Source organism: Microtetraspora malaysiensis (assembly GCF_050947145.1).
Lineage (GTDB): Bacteria > Actinomycetota > Actinomycetes > Streptosporangiales > Streptosporangiaceae > Microtetraspora_A > Microtetraspora_A malaysiensis.
Genome location: NZ_CP191998.1, coordinates 5,405,342 through 5,421,274 on the forward strand (window position 1 = coordinate 5,405,342; position 15,933 = coordinate 5,421,274).

Genomic DNA, 15,933 nt, shown 5'->3' on the forward strand with positions numbered 1-15,933 from the left:
AGCCAGCAGGGTCCACCCCGGGGACAAACGCCTGGTCGCCTATCTGGTCCCGCACCATCCCTCTCCACCCGAGGCCGATGAGTCCGACCTCTCCGGCCGAATCCAGCGCCTCGCCGAGGAGACGCTCCCCGCCTACATGGTTCCCTCCGCCTTCGTCGTCCTGGACGCCCTCCCGCTCAACCACAACGGCAAGGTCGACCGCCACGCCCTGCCCACGCCCGTGTGGCAGGAGCCGGCCGCCGTGACGCAGGGGCCCAGGACCGAGGCGGAGAAACTGGTCGCGGAGGTCTGGGCCGAGGTGCTCGGGCTGGAGCGGGTCGGCGTGCACGACGACTTCTTCGCTCTCGGCGGCAACTCGCTGCTGGCCATCAGGGTCGCCGCCAGGGTCAGAGCGGCCGTCGACCTAGAGATCCCGGTCAACGCGGTCTTCACCCATCCCACGGTCGAAAAGCTGGCCGACACCGTCGAGGCGCTGCTGATCGCCGCCATCGAAGGACAGATCCCGTAGTTCCCCCTCATGAATGGAAGAAGTCCCGGATGACCGAGCAGCTGTCGGAGCGCGCCGTCGCTCTCACGGCCGACAAACGCGCCCTCCTGTCGCAGCGACTGCGCGGGCGAGCGGCGAGCACCACCGTCCAGCCCCGCGCCGCGGGGACCGAGCCGCCGCCGTCCAGCGGGCAGGAGCGGTTGTGGTTCATGGAGCAGTTCGCTCCGGGGAACGTCGCCTACACGCTCCCAGTGGCCATGCGCCTGAGGGGCGAACTGGAGGTCACACTGCTGGAAGAGGCGCTGACGGCGCTGGTGGCCAGGCACGAGGCCCTGCGGACACGGTTCCCCACCACCCAGGACGGGCAGCCGAGGGTCGTCGTCGACGAGCCTGGGCCCGTCACGCTGAAGATCACCGAATCGGAGACCCCCGAGCGGGGGGCCGAGATCGTCGGCGAGGAGTTGATCCGGCCGTTCGACCTGGCGGCCGACGCGCTGCTGCGGGCGTCGCTGATCCGCATCGGGCCGGACGACCACGTGCTCCTGCTCGTCGTCCACCACATCGTAAGCGACGGCCAGTCGCTGGAGATCATGGTCGACGAGCTGCTCAAGCTGTACGGCGGACTCCGCGAGGGCACGCCCGCGGCGCTGCCCGAACCGGCCGTCCAGTTCGGCGACTTCGCCGCCTGGGAGCAGGCGCGGCTGGCGGGGCCCGCCGTCGAGCCCGACGCCGCCTTCTGGCGCGAGCAGCTCGCCGGGCTGCCCGACCTGGAGCTGCCCACCGACCGGCCGCGCCCGGCCGAGCAGCGTTTCGACGGCGCTGTCCACGCCTTCACCTGGGACGCCGAGCTGACCGGGGCCGTGCGCGCCCTCGGCAGGGCACACACCGCCACGCTCTACATGACCCTGCTCGCGGCATACCAAGCGGTGCTCGCCCGGCACGCGGGCCAGGACGACTTCGCGGTGGGCTCACCGGTGGCCGGACGGCCCTACCAGGAGCTGGAGGGTGTGGTCGGCGCCTTCGTCAACATGGTGACCCTGCGCAGCCGTACCAGCGACGACCCGACCGTCGCCCAACACCTGCTCCGCACCAGGGAGACCGTGCTCGGCGCGCTCGCGCACCAGGACCATCCCTTCCATCGGCTCGTCAACGACCTGCGGGTGGAGCGGGACCCCAGCCGTTCGGCGATCTTCCAGGCGACTTTCGCGCTCGCTGACCAGGCGGTCCGCGCCACGACCGTGGCCGGGCTGGACATCAGCCCGTTCGATCCGCCGCTCGCGGTCACCCAGTTCGACCTGGCGCTGTACGTCAACGAGACCGACGAAGGGTTGAGCGGCTTCTTCACCTACCGCACCGACCTGTTCGAGCCCGCGTCCATCGAGCGCATCGAGCGCTCGATGCGGCTCTTCCTCCAAGGTGCCGTCGCCGACCACGACCACCGCCTGTCCGAGGTGTCGCTGCTCGGCGAGGAGGAGCGCGAGTCGCTGCTCGGCGACTGGGCGGGCACCCGCACCTGGCGGCCCGCGCACCGCACGCTCGGCGAGATGGCCGAGGCCCAGGCGGCGCGGACCCCGGACGCGGTCGCCCTCGTCGCCGGGGAGCGCTCGCTCACCTTCGCCGAGCTGCACCGCCGGGCCAACCGGCTGGCCAGGCACTTGCGGGACTCCGGCGTCGGCCCCGACGCGCGCGTCGCGATCTGCCTGGACGGGACCGTGGACGCCGCGGTCGCGATCCTCGCGGTGCTCAAGGCGGGCGGCGCCTACCTGCCGCTCGACCCCGAGCAGCCGCGTGACCGGCTGGAGTTCCTGCTCGCCGACTCGTCGGCCGTCGTGCTGATCACCGATTCGGCGCTGCGCGACCGGGCGGCCGGTTTCACCGGCACGGTCGTCGAGCTGGACCGGCTGGCCGACGAAGGCGACGACTCGCCGCTGGAACCGCTCGCCGGCCCCGGCGACCTCGCCTACGTGATCTACACCTCCGGCACCACCGGGCGGCCCAAGGGCGTCGGCGTCCAGCACCGGCACATCGTGGCCTACCTGGAGTACATCCGCGAGGAATACGACATCGTGCCCGACGCCGCCTTCGGGCTGCTCCAGTCGCTCGCCTTCGACTTCAGCATGCTGATGTTCTACCTGCCGCTCACCAACGGCGGCACCCTCCACCAGCTGCCCCGCCGCGGCTCCGCGCCCGAGCTGGCCGACGCCGTGCCGCGCCTCGACTACCTGAAGATGACGCCCTCTCACCTCGCCGCACTGGGCGCGGAGGTGGAGCCCGAGCGGCTGCTGCCGCGCCGGGCGCTCGTCCTGGCCGGCGAGGCGTCGCCGACCGCCTGGGTCCGCGATCTGGCCTCCCGCGCGGGCTGCGCGATCTTCAACAGCTACGGCCCCACCGAGACGGTCGTCGCGGTGACCACCGAGCGGGTGGACCCCCAGGCGCCCGCGGCCGGTACGGCCTGGCCCATCGGCCGCCCGCTCCCCGACGCCCGCGTCTACGTGCTGGACCAGGTGCTGCGCCTGGTGCCGCCGGGTGTCGCGGGCGAGCTCTACATCGGCGGCGACACCATGGCCCGCGGCTATCTCGGCCGCCCCGCACTGACCGCCGAGCGCTTCGTCGCCGACCCGTACGGCGCGGCCGGAGCACGCATGTACCGCACGGGCGACCTGGTCCGCAGGCTCGACGACGGGCGGCTGGAATTCCTCGGCCGCACCGACCACCAGGTGAAGATCCGCGGCTACCGGGTGGAACTCGGCGAGGTCGAGGCCGCGCTCGGCACGCTCCCCGGAGTCGTCCAGGGCGTCGTGGACCTGCGCGGCGACCACCTCGTCGCCTGGCTGGAGAAGGAGCCGGGCGCGCAGGAGGCCCCGGTGTCCGAGCTGCGGGCGCACCTGCTCGACCGGCTGCCCGACTACATGGTCCCCGGGCGTTTCGCCTGGCTCGACCGCTTCCCGCTCCAGGCCCACGGCAAGGTGGACCGCAGGGCGCTGCCGGACCCCGAACCCGAGCGGCTGGACCAGCGGCCCGGCTACACCGCCCCGGCCGACCCGACCGAGGAGGCCATCGCCGCGATCTGGGCGGGCGTCCTCGACCTCGAACGGATCGGCACCGGCGACAACTTCTTCGACCTCGGCGGCCACTCGCTGCTGGCCACCCAGGTCGTGGCGAGAATGCGCAAGGCCTTTCCCGAGAGCAGGCCGCCGATCGGCGTGCTGGAGATGTTCCAGCACCCCACGGTCGCCGAGCTCGCCAGGCTCGCCACCGAACGCCAGGGCGAGACGGCCGCCCCCCGCCGGATGCTGGCCGAGCTGACCCGCCCGATCGATCCGAAGAACCGGGTCGGCTCCGTCATCTGCGTGCCGTACGGCGGCGCCAACGCGGTCGTCTACCAGACGCTCGCCGACGCGATGCCCGCCGGCTACTCCCTCTACGCGGTCGCCGCCCCCGGACGTGAGCCGGGCGAGGAGGAACAGCTCTCCTTCGAGGAGGTGGCGGGGCTCTGCGTCGAGGAGATCGCCGAGCATCTCCGGGGCCCGATCGTGATCTACGGGCACTGCGCCCCCGGCAGCGCGCTGGCCGTGGAGCTGGCCCGGCGCATGGAGGCGTCGGGACGCGAGCTGGATGCCCTCTACCTGGGCGGCATCTTCCCCTTCGCCCGGCCCCGGGGCCGCTTCCTCGGCCCGCTGAGCAAACTGATCAGTGACCGGCTGTACGGCACCCGCACGATCGCGGCCGAGCTGCGCGCGCTCGGCGGCGACATGACGGGCCTCGACGAGGAGCAGGTGGCCTTCACCGTCGAGCTGATGCGCCGGGACGGCCGGATGGCCGAGGAGTACTTCACCCGGATCCTGGGGACCGAGCAGCCCCGGCTGAGAGCGCCGATCATCTCGGTCGTCGGCGAGCGCGACCCGAGCACCGAGTTCTACCAGGAGCGCTTCAAGGAGTGGTGCTTCCTGTCCGACTCCTCGTCGCTGGTCGTCATCGACGAGGCCGGGCACTTCTTCCCCAAGTATCGCGCCGACGAGCTCGCCCAGATCCTCACCGGCACCCACACCGCCGACGCGGCCTGGCGGGAGGCGCACTCGCGCGAGGCGGGCGGCACCTGGTGGCTCCAGGACAGCGTGGAGCGGCGGGCCGTGCGGGAGGAGCGCGAGCCGAGCATGCGCCGGTTCCTGCCCGTCGCGCTGGGGCAGCTCGTCTCGCTCACCGGGTCGGCCCTCACCGAGTTCGCGGTGCCGATCTGGATCTACACGGTCACCGGGTCACTGGCCCACTTCGGGCTCATCGCCCTGCTCGCCCTGGTGCCGGGCATCATCGTGGCCCCGCTGGCGGGCGCGGTGGTCGACCGCTACGACCGACGGCGGGTGATGATCGCCGGCGACCTGGTGTCGGGAGTCACACAGGCGGTGATGCTCGCGCTGCTGCTGACCGACCGGCTCTCGGTCGGCCCGCTCTACGCGCTGATAGCCGTCGTCTCGGTCTCCGTGACGTTCCAGCGGCTCGCCTACCAGGCGTCGATCCCGCAGCTGGTGCCCAAGCGCTACCTCGGGCACGCCAACGGCATCGTGCAGCTCGCGATCGGCACCGCCCAGTTCCTGGTCCCCCTCATCGCGGTCGGCCTACTCGCCGCGATCGGGCTGGAGGGCATCCTGACCATCCAGGTGGCGGCCTACACCTTCGCCATCGTCGTGGTCCTGTTTGTCAAGTTCCCCACCACGCTGGGGCTGCGCCGCCGTGAGCCGATCTCGGCCGAGATCGCAGGCGGCTTCCGCTTCTCGCTGGGACACCGGAGCTTCCGCGGCATGCTGTTCTTCTTCGCCGGCGTGAACCTCTTCCTGGCTCCCATGTTCGTCATGGTCTCGCCGCTCGTCCTCTCCTTCGCCCCGCTTCAGGCGGCCGGCGCGGTCGCGGTCGCGGCCGGGGCGGGCGCGATCACCGGCGGCGTCGTCATGAGCCTGTGGGGCGGCCCGACCCACCGCAGGCTGCGCGGCGCGATCGCCGCGACGATGCTGATGGCGGTCGCCGGCGTGCTGACCGGGCTGCGGCCCAGCCTCTGGCTGATCGGCGTCGGCGCCTTCGGCATGTCCTTCGCGCTGGCCCTGATCAACGGCACGATCATGACGATCATCCAGGTGAAGGTGCCGCACCGCTTCCAGGGGCGGATCATCGCGGTCAACACCATGATCGCCGCAGCCACCGTACCGCTCGGCTTCGGCGTCATCGCCCCCCTCGCCGGCCCGCTCCTCGATCCGCTGCTGGCCGTGGGCGGCCCGCTCGCGGACACCCTCGGCGCGGTCATCGGCACCGGGCCGGGGCGCGGGATCGGGCTTCTCTACCTGCTGTGCGGGCTCGGCATGGCGCTGCTGGTGCTCGCCGCCACCCGGATCGGAACCCTGGCGCGCTTCGACGACGAGGTGCCCGACGCCAAGCCCGACGACCTCATCGGCATCGAAGAGCTGGAAAGGACCCACGCATCGTGAACACCACCACCATCGCCTGGGAGGTCAGGGAGGGCAGGCCCGCCGCGGCCGACGCCCAGGGCTCGGACCTGGGCGAGACCTGCGACTGGCTGCGGGAGAACCGTGAGGCCATCCGTGCGGGCCTGGACGAGCACGGCGCCCTCTACCTGCGAGGGCTGCCGGTGAAGGGCGTGGAGGACTTCGCCGAGGTACGCGACGCCCTGATCGCCAAACTCGCCGGATATGTCGAGAAGGCCACCCCGCGCAGCCACTTCGGCAAGGACGTCTACTCCTCCACCGACCTACCGCCGTCCCAGACGATCCGCCCGCACAACGAGAACAGCTACGCGCTCAGCTTCCCCGGGCTGCTGATGTTCGGCTGCCTGATCGCCCCCGACGAGGGGGGCGCGACCCCGGTGACCGACGTGCGCAAGGTGCTGAGAAGCATCCCGCAGCCGCTGGCCGACCGGTTCCGCGCGCACGGCTGGTCCCTGGTGCGCAACTACGGCGACCACATCAGCCTCGGCTGGCGCACCGCATTCGGCACCGAGGACAGGGACGAGGTCGCCGCCTACTGCGCGGAGAACCACATCGCCCACGAGTGGGTCGGCGGCGACCAGCTGCGCACCGTGCAGCGCCGCTCGGCGACCATCCGCCACCCCGGAACCGGCGAGGAGGTCTGGTTCAACCACACGGTCTTCTGGAACGAGTGGGCGCTCGACCCGGAGATCCGTGAGGTGTTCCTGGAGGACCTGGGCCACGACAACCTGCCTTTCAACACCGCCTACGGCGACGGCGAGCCGATCTCCAGGGAGGACGTGGAGACCATCGACGCGGCCTACCGCCAGGCGACGGTCAGGGAGACATGGCGGCCGGGTGACATTCTGATCGTCGACAACATCCTCGCCGCCCACGCCCGCGAGTCCTTCAAGGGGCCCCGCAAGATCGTGGTCACCATGGGCGACCCGGTCCCCTTGGACACCTGCGCCCCGACCGTCCAGCCGCAGGCCGGCTTCGCCAAGGCCACGGCCGGGGTGGGAACGAGGACCGGGGAGGCCGCCAAGCCTGCGAAGGCGCGCCGCTGGTTCGGCCGCCGCTCCTGACCCGCCCGGCCCCTCATCCTGGGGGACGGCTGCCCGGCCTTCTCCTCTGCGCCGATCAGGGCCTGGCGTAAAGCCGCGGGAGCGGTGGCCGCGGGAGCGGTGGCCGCGGGCCGGTCGTCCTCGATCGGAGAACCGTCGGGACCGGCACGAAGGTCCACATGCTGACCTCCTTCGACCAGGCGGAGGCGCGCTCTCCGCCGATCGTCCTCGTACGCGCCTCCTCGCGGACGAAGAACGACACCGTCGCGGCGATGTCCTCGGGACGGCCGGCCCGGCCGACCGGGATCTGCGCGGCGGCCGCAGCCTTGAAGTCCTCGAACGGCACCCCGACCCGCGCGGCTGTGGCGGCCGTCATCTCGGTCTCGATGAACCCCGGCGCGATCGCGTTCACGGTGACGCCGAACCTGCCCAGCTCGATCGCCAGTGTCTTGGTGAAACCCTGGAGACCGGCCTTGGCCGCCGCGTAGTTGGCCTGCCCCCGGTTGCCGAGCGCGGACGTGCTGGACAGGTTCACGATGCGCCCCCATCCGGCCTCGGTCATGTACTTCTGCGCCGCCCTGCTCATCAGGAACGCCCCGCGCAGGTGCACGCCCAGCACCGCGTCCCGGTCGTCCGCCGTCATCTTGAACAGCAGGTTGTCGCGGATGATCCCGGCGTTGTTCACCAGCACGGTCGGAGCACCGAGCTCGTCGGCGACCCTCGCCATCGCGGCCTCCACCGCCTGCTCGTCGGCGACGTCCACACCGATCGCCAGCGCCTTGCCGCCCGCAGCCTCGATCTCCTCCACGACCGGCTTGCCGGCCGCCTCGTCCAGATCCAGGACCGCCACGGCGAGCCCGTCCCGGCCGAGCCGCTTCGCGATGGCGGCTCCGATGCCGCGCGCGGCCCCGGTGACCACCGCGGTGCGGCCCGGCTGTCGGTCCGGCTGTCGGTTCTGCTGCTCGCTCACTGCTTCTCCTCTGGTTGCGCGATCCACGTGTGCGGATGTCACACCGTGTCCGTCGTGTCCCGTCATCTCGTCGTTGCGGCGGCGCCGTCGGTCACACGCCTCCGGTAAGGGTCCGCCCTCCGTCGATTCCTCCGGCCGTCCGCTCGGATCGCGCTCTCAGCTCAGGCGCTCGAGGATCATGGCCATCCCCTGGCCGCCGCCGACGCACATCGTCTCCAGGCCGAACTGCTTGTCGTGGAACCGGAGGGAACGTATGTACTCGGCCGACATGCTCGTTAGGCGTCCCTCAGTGAGCCATTGTCAGTAACTGAAGATCACGTTGTGTGACGCTGACATGGTCCAGTTGTGCTCTTGGTGGAGCAGGACGAGTGCGGCCTGAACGATCTTGCCGATGCGCCAAGGGTCGAGGCTGACCCGGCGTAGGGCCTTGAAGGTGACGGCGAGCAGGGCGTTTGCTCGCTCGCCGACTCCTCGCAGGCCGCGGAGAAGCTTGTTGTAGGTGTGCTGGTCATGGCCGAGCTTGGGTTGGCCGGCCTTCTTCTTGACGGGGACGCGTACGACGTCGGCGGCGCCTTCGTAGCCCAGGTCGGCCAGGGCCGGTAGGTCGGGGCGGACGGTGGTGAGAGCGGTGATGATCCCGTGCTGGCGGGCGCAGGTCATGTCGTGTTCGCGGCCGGGCCGGACGTCGGACACCCACAGTGGCCAACCGTCCGGGGCGGAGATGACCTGGATGTTCCCGCCGTGGTGTTTGTGCTTGCCCGACCACCACAGGTCGGCGCGGTTGGGTCCCGGTGTGGCGACCCGGTCGGTGGCGATCAGGACGCCGTCGAGGTTGACGTGGGTCAGTCCGGCCCGCTTCGCCTCCTCCAGGACATCGGTCAGGTCGGGTGCCGTGGCGGCGAGGACGTTGATGCCTTCGTGCAGGTAGCGGTAGGCGGTCGTGCGGCTGACGCCGTGATCGATCGCGAGCTGCGTGATTCGGGTGTTGTCCAGGAACCAGCGCAGGATGAGCATGGCCTGGGTGAAGCAGGTGATCGCGCGACGGCCTTTGCGGGTACCGCGACGGCGGCGTTCCTCGTGTAGGAGAGCCGCCAGGAAAAGGACGGTCTCTCGGTGGATGCTCAAGGTCGCGGTGTATGTGACACTTGTGGGCACGTGAAGCCTCTGGTTCCGGAAGTTGATCTCTAGTCAAGACCACTTCTACCAGGGGCTTTACGCTTTTTGATCATCCTGCCCGCCATCGCTCCCGCTCGTTACCCAGCGCGACAAGCCGTTACCGACAATGGCTCAGTGTCCCTGGACCATCCGTTGCCTGTCGAATCAATGAAGTACAACGTATATGTCGCCTTGTTGAAGGGCTCTCGGTACTTCTGCCTCATCAACGACCCAACGGATTCCAGCGGATAGTGGCGTATGAGGGTGCATGGCGGCATCACGCCCTTACTGGACCACCCTTTCGACCATTTTCCGTCGAGGTAGTAGTCGTTCAGGATGTAAACGCTAACCGGCTCGCTGCTAGAGTTCTGCACGATCACCAGCGGCTCGAAATACCTGTTCGTTCCCGCCTCTCGCGCGTAGCTCTCACGCCACCAGGTGATCCGGCCGGCTACCTCGCGTTTCTCGCTAGTGAGTCGCTCGTTGCGGTCCGCGATCTGAAGGTCGTAGGTGCGCACGGACAGGTCGTAGCTGCGAATGGCGATGACCAGCGCGACGACTGCGGCGACACCGGCGATCACCGTGCCGATCATGGTGCCCGCCGAGTAGCCGGTCGAACAAAGCCTCGTTGGCGAATTTGTGATTCGTCGTCATCCAGGTGCCGAGCGCGCTGCGAAAGAGCGGGCCGCGGGCCCGGAGTTCCTCGTAGTGCGGAAAAGGGTCGTCGGGCACGGTCAGGGATTTCGCATAAGGATCACCCTGCCCGGCCGGCGCCCGGATGAGCTCACGAAAGAAACGCAACTGCGCACGAATTCGCCGCTCGTTCGACTCCAGCGCCACGCGCTCCTCTGTCTCTTTGCGGCCGGGCTCAAGCATCGCCGGACGGAGCGGATACCCCTAACCACGCCTCCTGCTGAGGGCTTATCTGGGATCACGTCCGGGCGAGCCGGGAGATTTATGGAGATTTCGGGCAAGCCCGGCCTATCCCAAGCAGAGCGGGTCAGCGTTTCCGATGCTGCTGCTGATCATGGTGGTGGGCTGCGGCACACGCGGTGTCCCGGACGCGGTCTTCGGCCCGGCCGGCGGGACCGGCGGCGAGACCGCCCATGCGGAGCAAAGCGACCCCGGGGCGCCTGAAGCCCGGCCGAGGCCGGCGGAGCTACGGTGTTCCGCCCGGCCTCGGGATTGATTGGTTCAGGTGGATTGGGTTATGGGCAGTTGCCGATATCGCTTTCGGAGGAGGCCAGGACGACGTTGGTCTTGGCCAGGCCGAGGGCGTCGACGGTGATGTGGACGGCGTTGACGGTCAGGCCCGTGTCGGGGGTGGTGAATGGGGTCTGCTCGTTGAGGACGAGCTTGACGACGCCGACGTTGACCGTGGTGTTGGGTTGGATATTGGTGGGTTCTGCGATGACCACCGTGTTGCCGACCTTGAGGAAGGCGATCGTGGTGGTTCCGCTGGATGCAGCGCAGGTGGTGGTGGAGCTGGAGTTGATGGTCTTGACGGTGATCACAGGGATGCCGGTGATCCCGATGGTGGCGTCGTCGATGGAGGCGGTGGCCACGGATTTGCCGGGGAATTCGGTGGTGGCGACCTTGGCGCACAGGGTGTGCGCGATGATCAGTCCGCTGAGGGCGGCGGTGCAGGGCACCGAAGTGGTACTGGTCGAGGTGGTGGAGATGTGGCCGGTGTCGGGGGTGGGTGCGATGCTGACCAGTTGGATGCCGGCCAGGGAGGCGTCGGCGGTCAGGCCGTAAGCCCGTCCGGTCAGCCGCTGCGGCGTGACGGTGACTTGTTCGGCGCTGCACGGTGAGGTGGCGGAGTTGTTGTGGGCGTCGCCGCTGTAGGTGGCGGCCCACCGGTAGGTGCCGGCCGCGCCGATGGTCACGTTGCCGGATGCGGCGGTGCCGCTGCCGGACAGCGTGTCGGTGCGGGTGGCGATCGGCGTCGCACAGCCGGTGTCACCAGGCTCGAACAGCTGGAACGTGACGGTGCCCGTCGGGTGGTACCCGCCGGACAGGGCCGCTGAATCAGAGACCTTCCCGCCCGCGGGCACCGGGCCCGATGGCGTCGTGGCGATCGATGGGGTCGCCTTTGGGACGTGTTCGCTGATCGTTTCAGTGAAGCCTGGCGACAGGACGCCGTTGAGCAGGAAGTCCACCTTGCAGGTAATGGTGCTTCCCGGTATGGCTCCGGCGCCGACGGAGACGGTCTCAGTGAAGGTGGCGTCATCGCCGCTGGTCACCGTCCGACTGCCCGGGGTCAAGGACACCGACAGGTTCGGGTCGCAGTCGCGCAGCTGGTGGGTGACCGTGACCGGCAGGTTGTGCAGGGCCGCCAGGATGGTGTCGCTGACCTCCGAGGGGTTGATGCCGGAGAACAGCCGTCCACCCGTGGCGTTGGTGATTGCGGTCGCTTGCCCGGTCGAGTCCAGCCCGGACAGGTCGAACGCGAGCACGGTGATGTCGGCTGCCTGCAGGGCGCCGATCGCATCGGCGAGCGTATGGCCGTTGCTGGGGTCATGGCTGGGGGCGTCCCCGATCAGCAACACGACCCGAGAGCTGTTCGGCCGAAAGTGGACCTCCCCGGACGCGACCTGGAACAGACCGTTGATGCCGTCCTCGGGGAAGTCGCCGCCGCCCATCGCGACCAGCGAGTTGAGACCATTGGTGACGTCGGTCTGGTTGGCGGTGAGGTTCTGCGCCACCCGGAACGACATCGCGTCCGCCGACACGTCCCTGTACTCGGCAACCGCGAACTGCGCGTCCGGCTGCGCCGAAGCGACGTTGGACAAGATGGTGTTCGCATTGGTCCGCACGTTCGAGATGACCCCGCCCATGCTCCCTGTTGTGTCGATCAGGAACGTGATATCCGGCTTGGGCGGGATCGCCGGAGCGGACACGGTCTTGGCGATCGTCGTCGATCCGCCCGGGGCCAGGTTCAGCGTCACATCCGCCGGGGTGACTCCGGGCGCGGCGAACGCCGCCCCTGCCCCGGCCACCAGCATTGCACCGGCCACCACCACGCACACGGCGGCCCGTAATCTTCGCGTCATTCTCACGGTGTCATTCCTTCTGGTGTGGCGTTATGCCATACGGAATTTGAGATCGCTGGCCGTGCAGAATTTCTATGATTGGGCCACCCGGGACGCCCTCTCCTCACGTTTTGACGCGAGCGGATACCAAATCGCATTGGTTGACAACCCCGGTGACTTTGTGGCCACGGCCATATGGCGACCGGTCGGCGAATAGATGTAAATAGGCCGCTTACGGCAAGTTCCCGGCTGGCCGCAGTCGGCCACTCCGTGCTGATGAGAGGCGTCCGTGAGGAACGATCTTTTCCGAGATTTTTTCAGATATGCCCAATGAAATGAGCGATCCGCAGTTTGCCGCTTAAAAAAAGAGCGGCCGTTTCCCGTCATCCGGACCGGCTGAATTGCGGATATGAGCATCGCCGTAGAGTCGACCGACGGCCTCCCATGCCCATTCGGCATCGGTCAGATCCGACGGATACGACTGCTTCCGGTCATGACTCCGGCACCCTGGCGAGGCACAACCGCTGGCGTCCAAGACCGCAGGCGTGTAAACCGACACCACGGGCTCCTGGCTGCCGAGTTGCGTAGGCGACACCGCAGCTACCAGGAGCCCGTTCCCGTCCGTGGGTGATCACTCAAAGACGGCCTCAGTCAGAGCATGCCCGGTGTTGGAAATACACGACGAAATGCCAATTGGGTTCACTTTCGTGTGTGCAGCATGCCATGATCAATGTGACCGCCGATCGCCGGAGCTTGCACCGAGCGGCAAGGAGACGAACACCGTGTCAGTGATCGTCGTGTCGGACCTGCGCAAGCAGTACGACCAGAAGGTCGTCGTGGACGGCTTGTCCTTCACCGTCGAGGAGGGCGAGATCTTCGGCATCCTCGGCCCGAACGGCGCCGGCAAGACCACCACGGTGGAGTGCGTCGCCGGGTTGCGCAAGCCGGACGGCGGGAGCATCTCGGTGTACGGTCTCGATCCCCAGCGCGACGCCGCCAAGCTGCACCACATTCTCGGCATGCAGCTGCAGCAGAGCGAGATGCCCGACAAGCTGCGCGTCGCCGAAGCGATGGAGCTCTACGCGTCCTTCTACGACAACCCGGCCGACTGGCGCGAGCTGATGGCCGACGTGGGGCTGAAGGACAAGGCCGACAGTGCCTTCAACAAGCTCTCCGGCGGCCAGAAGCAGCGGCTCTCCATCGCCCTGGCCCTGGTCGGATCCCCCAAGGTCGCCATCCTGGACGAGTTGACCACCGGCCTGGACCCGGCCGCACGCCGAGACACCTGGGAGCTGGTCGAGCAGGTCCGCGACCGCGGCATCACCGTCCTGCTGGTCACGCACTTCATGGAGGAGGCCGAGCGGCTCTGCGATCGGCTGGCCATCATCGACGGCGGCAAGATCGTCGCCCTGGACACACCGACCGGCCTGGTGGCCCACGTGGACACCGAGCAGAAGGTGCGCTTCCGGCCGGCCTCCGCGCTGGACGACACGCTGCTGACCGTGCTGCCGGAGGTGACCTCCGTCGAACGGCACGGCCGGCAGGTGGTGGTCACCGGTACCGGCAACCTGGTGCACGCCGTCACCTCGGTCCTGGTCCAGCACCAGATCGTCGCCATGGACCTACGGGCCGAACAGGCCAGCCTCGACGACGCCTTCATCGCCCTGACCGGCCGCCGATTCGACCACTCCGCCCAGTGATCCGCCTCAGTCACCCCTCATCCGCCCAGTAAGGAGACGACAGTGCGGGCCCTGAAGCGACTCACTGCCGTGGAGTTCAAGCTCTTCCTACGCGACCCCGCCGCGTTCTTCTGGACGTTGATCTTCCCGGTCGCCCTCGTGGTGATCATCGGCAGCATCCCGTCGTCGCGGAAGTACAGCCCGGAGCTCGGCGCACGCGGCATCGATTACTACACGCCCGTCGTGCTGGTCATGTCCTTCGCGCTGCTCGCCCTCTTCATCACCCCGGGATACCTGGTCGGGTACCGGGAGAAGGGCATCCTGCGCCGGCTCTCGACCACGCCCGTCGGCCCGGCCCGGGTATTGATCGCCCAGCTCGTGGTGCAGATGGCCACCGCGATCGTCACCACTGTGCTGGTTCTCGGCACGGCCGGGCTGCTCTGGGGCGTCAAGTTGCCGTCCAACGTCGGCGGTTTCCTGCTCGCCTTCCTGCTCTCCGTCGGGACGCTCCTGGCCATCGGGCTCTTCCTGGCCTCTGTGCTGTCGACCACCAAGGCCGCCACCAGCATGGGCAGCGCGCTGTTCTTCCCGCTCATGTTCTTCGCCGGGCTTTACGTGCCCAGGGAGTTGATGCCGGCCGCGGTCGCCACGATCGGTGACTTCACTCCGCTGGGCGCCTCCGTCCTGGCGTTCAACGACGCGGCAGCGAGCGGCTCGCCCTCCCTCACCACTCTGGCGGTGCTGGCCGGGTACGCCGTGGTGTTCGGTGTCGCCGCCGCCCGCCTCTTCCGCTGGGAGTAGACCGCCGGGACCGGCGGGCGCAGGACACTAGTGCAGCGCCGCAAAGATCCTTAAGGGGTCCGAGTCGTAACGGTACGTGCTCAACTTGCTGTCTTCTTCAAGAGTGCGGCACGTGTCCGTTCCTGATCGCGCCGGGTGAGGTAGCGGATGTGGTCGGCGCGTGCGTCGTAGCGCCACCGGTACGGCTGCGCGGTGGCGTTATGGCGGATCGTGAACGTGTCGATCTGCTGCATCAGGTTCTCGCGGGAGGTGAAATCACCGCGGCGGAGAAGGCGGCGGGTCAGCACGGAGAACCACATCTCGATCATGTTGAGCCAGCTGGCGTGCTTGGGCGTGTAGGTGACCGTGAACCGGGGGTGGGCGGCCAGCCAGGCGCGGGTGGCCTTGGAGGTGTGGCTGGCGCCGTTGTCCAGGATCAGGTGGATGTCCAGGGCCGGGTCGATCATCTGATCGAGCAGGATGAGGAAGGCGATGAAGGTCGCAGATGTGTTGCGGTCGATTCGTTCGGCCAGGATCTGGCCGGTCAGGACGTCCATCGCGGCGAGGATGGAGACGGTGCCGTGGCGGATGTATTCGAACTCCCGCCGGGCGGCATGGCCGGGCCGGCCGGGCCGAGCGCAGATCTCGGGGTGTTTACGGGATTTGGCTTGGATTCCGGTCTTTTCGTCCACGCTGAGCAGGACCGCACCTTCGGGCGGGTTGAGGTACAGGTCGCAGACGGCGCCGGCCAGGTGCCAGAACTGCTCATCGTCGAGCCGGTTGAGCCAGCCCCGGACGCGGTGCGGCCGCAGGTCGGCCTCGGCCAGGATCCGCCCGATCTGGGAGGCGGAGATTCCGGTATCGGCCAGGTGGGCGGCGATCGTCGTGTGCGTCCAGGCCGCCTGTCCCTCGGGCGGGGTGCTGGTTGCGCAGGCGATCACCCGTAACCGCACCTGGGGGCCGTAGAGTTCGGGGCGGCCCGGCCGGGGCAGGTCGACCAGCCCCTTGATGCCGCCCGCGGCGAACCGGTCGCGCCATTTACGGACGGTCGTCTCTGTCGTGGACAAGCGTTCGGCGACCGCGGCCACCGGCAGGCGCTCGTCGGCGATCAGCACGATGATCCGGGCGCGCAGCACCAACGACTGCGGGCTGGAGTGCCTGCTGATGATTTTGTTGAGGCGCCTCCTGCGGCGATGACCGATGGTGATGACGACCTCGCTGACCGGTCCAGCCATGAACTCCCATCCTTCGGTGGTCACGAGTGATCGCCCGAGGATGCAGTGCTGACGGTG

At 68.8% G+C, this 15,933-nt stretch carries 10 protein-coding genes and 1 pseudogene; 5 read left to right on the forward strand and 6 right to left on the reverse strand.

Annotated features, from left to right (window positions below; genetic code table 11):
- Positions 1-31 precede the first annotated feature (31 nt).
- The 3 genes from ACQP1V_RS25605 to ACQP1V_RS25615 are packed head-to-tail and all read left to right on the forward strand — an operon-like array spanning position 32 to position 7,043.
- Positions 32-508 (forward strand): phosphopantetheine-binding protein, encoded by a 477-nt coding sequence (locus ACQP1V_RS25605; protein WP_433425939.1) that lies wholly within the window; start codon positions 32-34, stop codon positions 506-508.
- Between the two features lie 29 nt (positions 509-537).
- The gene (locus ACQP1V_RS25610; protein ID WP_433412434.1) at positions 538-5,961 is read left to right on the forward strand and encodes an amino acid adenylation domain-containing protein; all 5,424 of its coding nucleotides are present in this window, start codon (positions 538-540) and stop codon (positions 5,959-5,961) included.
- The gene (locus tag ACQP1V_RS25615) at positions 5,958-7,043 is read left to right on the forward strand and encodes a TauD/TfdA family dioxygenase (protein WP_387416636.1); all 1,086 of its coding nucleotides are present in this window, start codon (positions 5,958-5,960) and stop codon (positions 7,041-7,043) included. The genes ACQP1V_RS25610 and ACQP1V_RS25615 overlap by 4 nt, the downstream gene beginning before the upstream one ends.
- 55 nt (positions 7,044-7,098) lie before the next feature.
- Here ACQP1V_RS25615 and ACQP1V_RS25620 read toward each other — a convergent pair whose 3' ends face one another.
- The 5 genes and pseudogenes from ACQP1V_RS25620 to ACQP1V_RS25640 form a co-directional block, all read right to left on the reverse strand.
- Positions 7,099-7,992, reverse strand: coding sequence for an SDR family oxidoreductase (locus tag ACQP1V_RS25620; RefSeq protein ID WP_433412436.1), 894 nt, complete (start codon positions 7,990-7,992; stop codon positions 7,099-7,101).
- A 156-nt stretch (positions 7,993-8,148) separates the two neighbouring features.
- Positions 8,149-8,247: pseudogene (locus ACQP1V_RS25625) on the reverse strand (hypothetical protein); the annotation flags it as partial.
- 45 nt (positions 8,248-8,292) lie between these two features.
- The gene (locus ACQP1V_RS25630) at positions 8,293-9,147 is read right to left on the reverse strand and encodes an HARBI1 family protein (protein ID WP_433412438.1); all 855 of its coding nucleotides are present in this window, start codon (positions 9,145-9,147) and stop codon (positions 8,293-8,295) included.
- Positions 9,148-9,245: 98 nt separating this feature from the next.
- Complete coding sequence (locus ACQP1V_RS25635; RefSeq protein WP_433412440.1) at positions 9,246-9,740, reverse strand: hypothetical protein; 495 nt, start codon at positions 9,738-9,740, stop codon at positions 9,246-9,248.
- 615 nt (positions 9,741-10,355) lie between these two features.
- Positions 10,356-12,203 carry a choice-of-anchor P family protein gene (locus ACQP1V_RS25640; RefSeq protein WP_433425940.1) on the reverse strand — a complete coding sequence of 616 codons (1,848 nt, stop codon included), beginning with the start codon at positions 12,201-12,203 and terminating at the stop codon, positions 10,356-10,358.
- A gap of 761 nt (positions 12,204-12,964) precedes the next feature.
- Between ACQP1V_RS25640 and ACQP1V_RS25645 the strand changes: the two genes are divergently transcribed.
- A complete protein-coding gene (locus ACQP1V_RS25645; RefSeq protein WP_433412442.1) occupies positions 12,965-13,882 on the forward strand; it encodes an ABC transporter ATP-binding protein in 918 nt (305 codons plus the stop codon).
- A 42-nt stretch (positions 13,883-13,924) separates the two neighbouring features.
- The gene (locus ACQP1V_RS25650; protein ID WP_433412444.1) at positions 13,925-14,662 is read left to right on the forward strand and encodes an ABC transporter permease; all 738 of its coding nucleotides are present in this window, start codon (positions 13,925-13,927) and stop codon (positions 14,660-14,662) included.
- Between the two features lie 80 nt (positions 14,663-14,742).
- Here the strand turns inward: ACQP1V_RS25650 and ACQP1V_RS25655 are convergent, their stop codons facing one another.
- Entirely contained in the window at positions 14,743-15,876 is a 1,134-nt protein-coding gene (locus tag ACQP1V_RS25655; RefSeq protein WP_433411369.1) for an IS630 family transposase, read from the reverse strand.
- Positions 15,877-15,933 lie beyond the last annotated feature (57 nt).

Coding starts and splice junctions, on each gene's coding strand:
- ACQP1V_RS25640 (WP_433425940.1), bottom strand. CDS start 12,203: ATGACGCGAAGATTACGGGCCGCCGTGTGCGTGGTGGTGGCCGGTGCA.
- ACQP1V_RS25610 (WP_433412434.1), top strand. CDS start 538: ATGACCGAGCAGCTGTCGGAGCGCGCCGTCGCTCTCACGGCCGACAAA.
- ACQP1V_RS25655 (WP_433411369.1), bottom strand. CDS start 15,876: ATGGCTGGACCGGTCAGCGAGGTCGTCATCACCATCGGTCATCGCCGC.
- ACQP1V_RS25635 (WP_433412440.1), bottom strand. CDS start 9,740: ATGATCGGCACGGTGATCGCCGGTGTCGCCGCAGTCGTCGCGCTGGTC.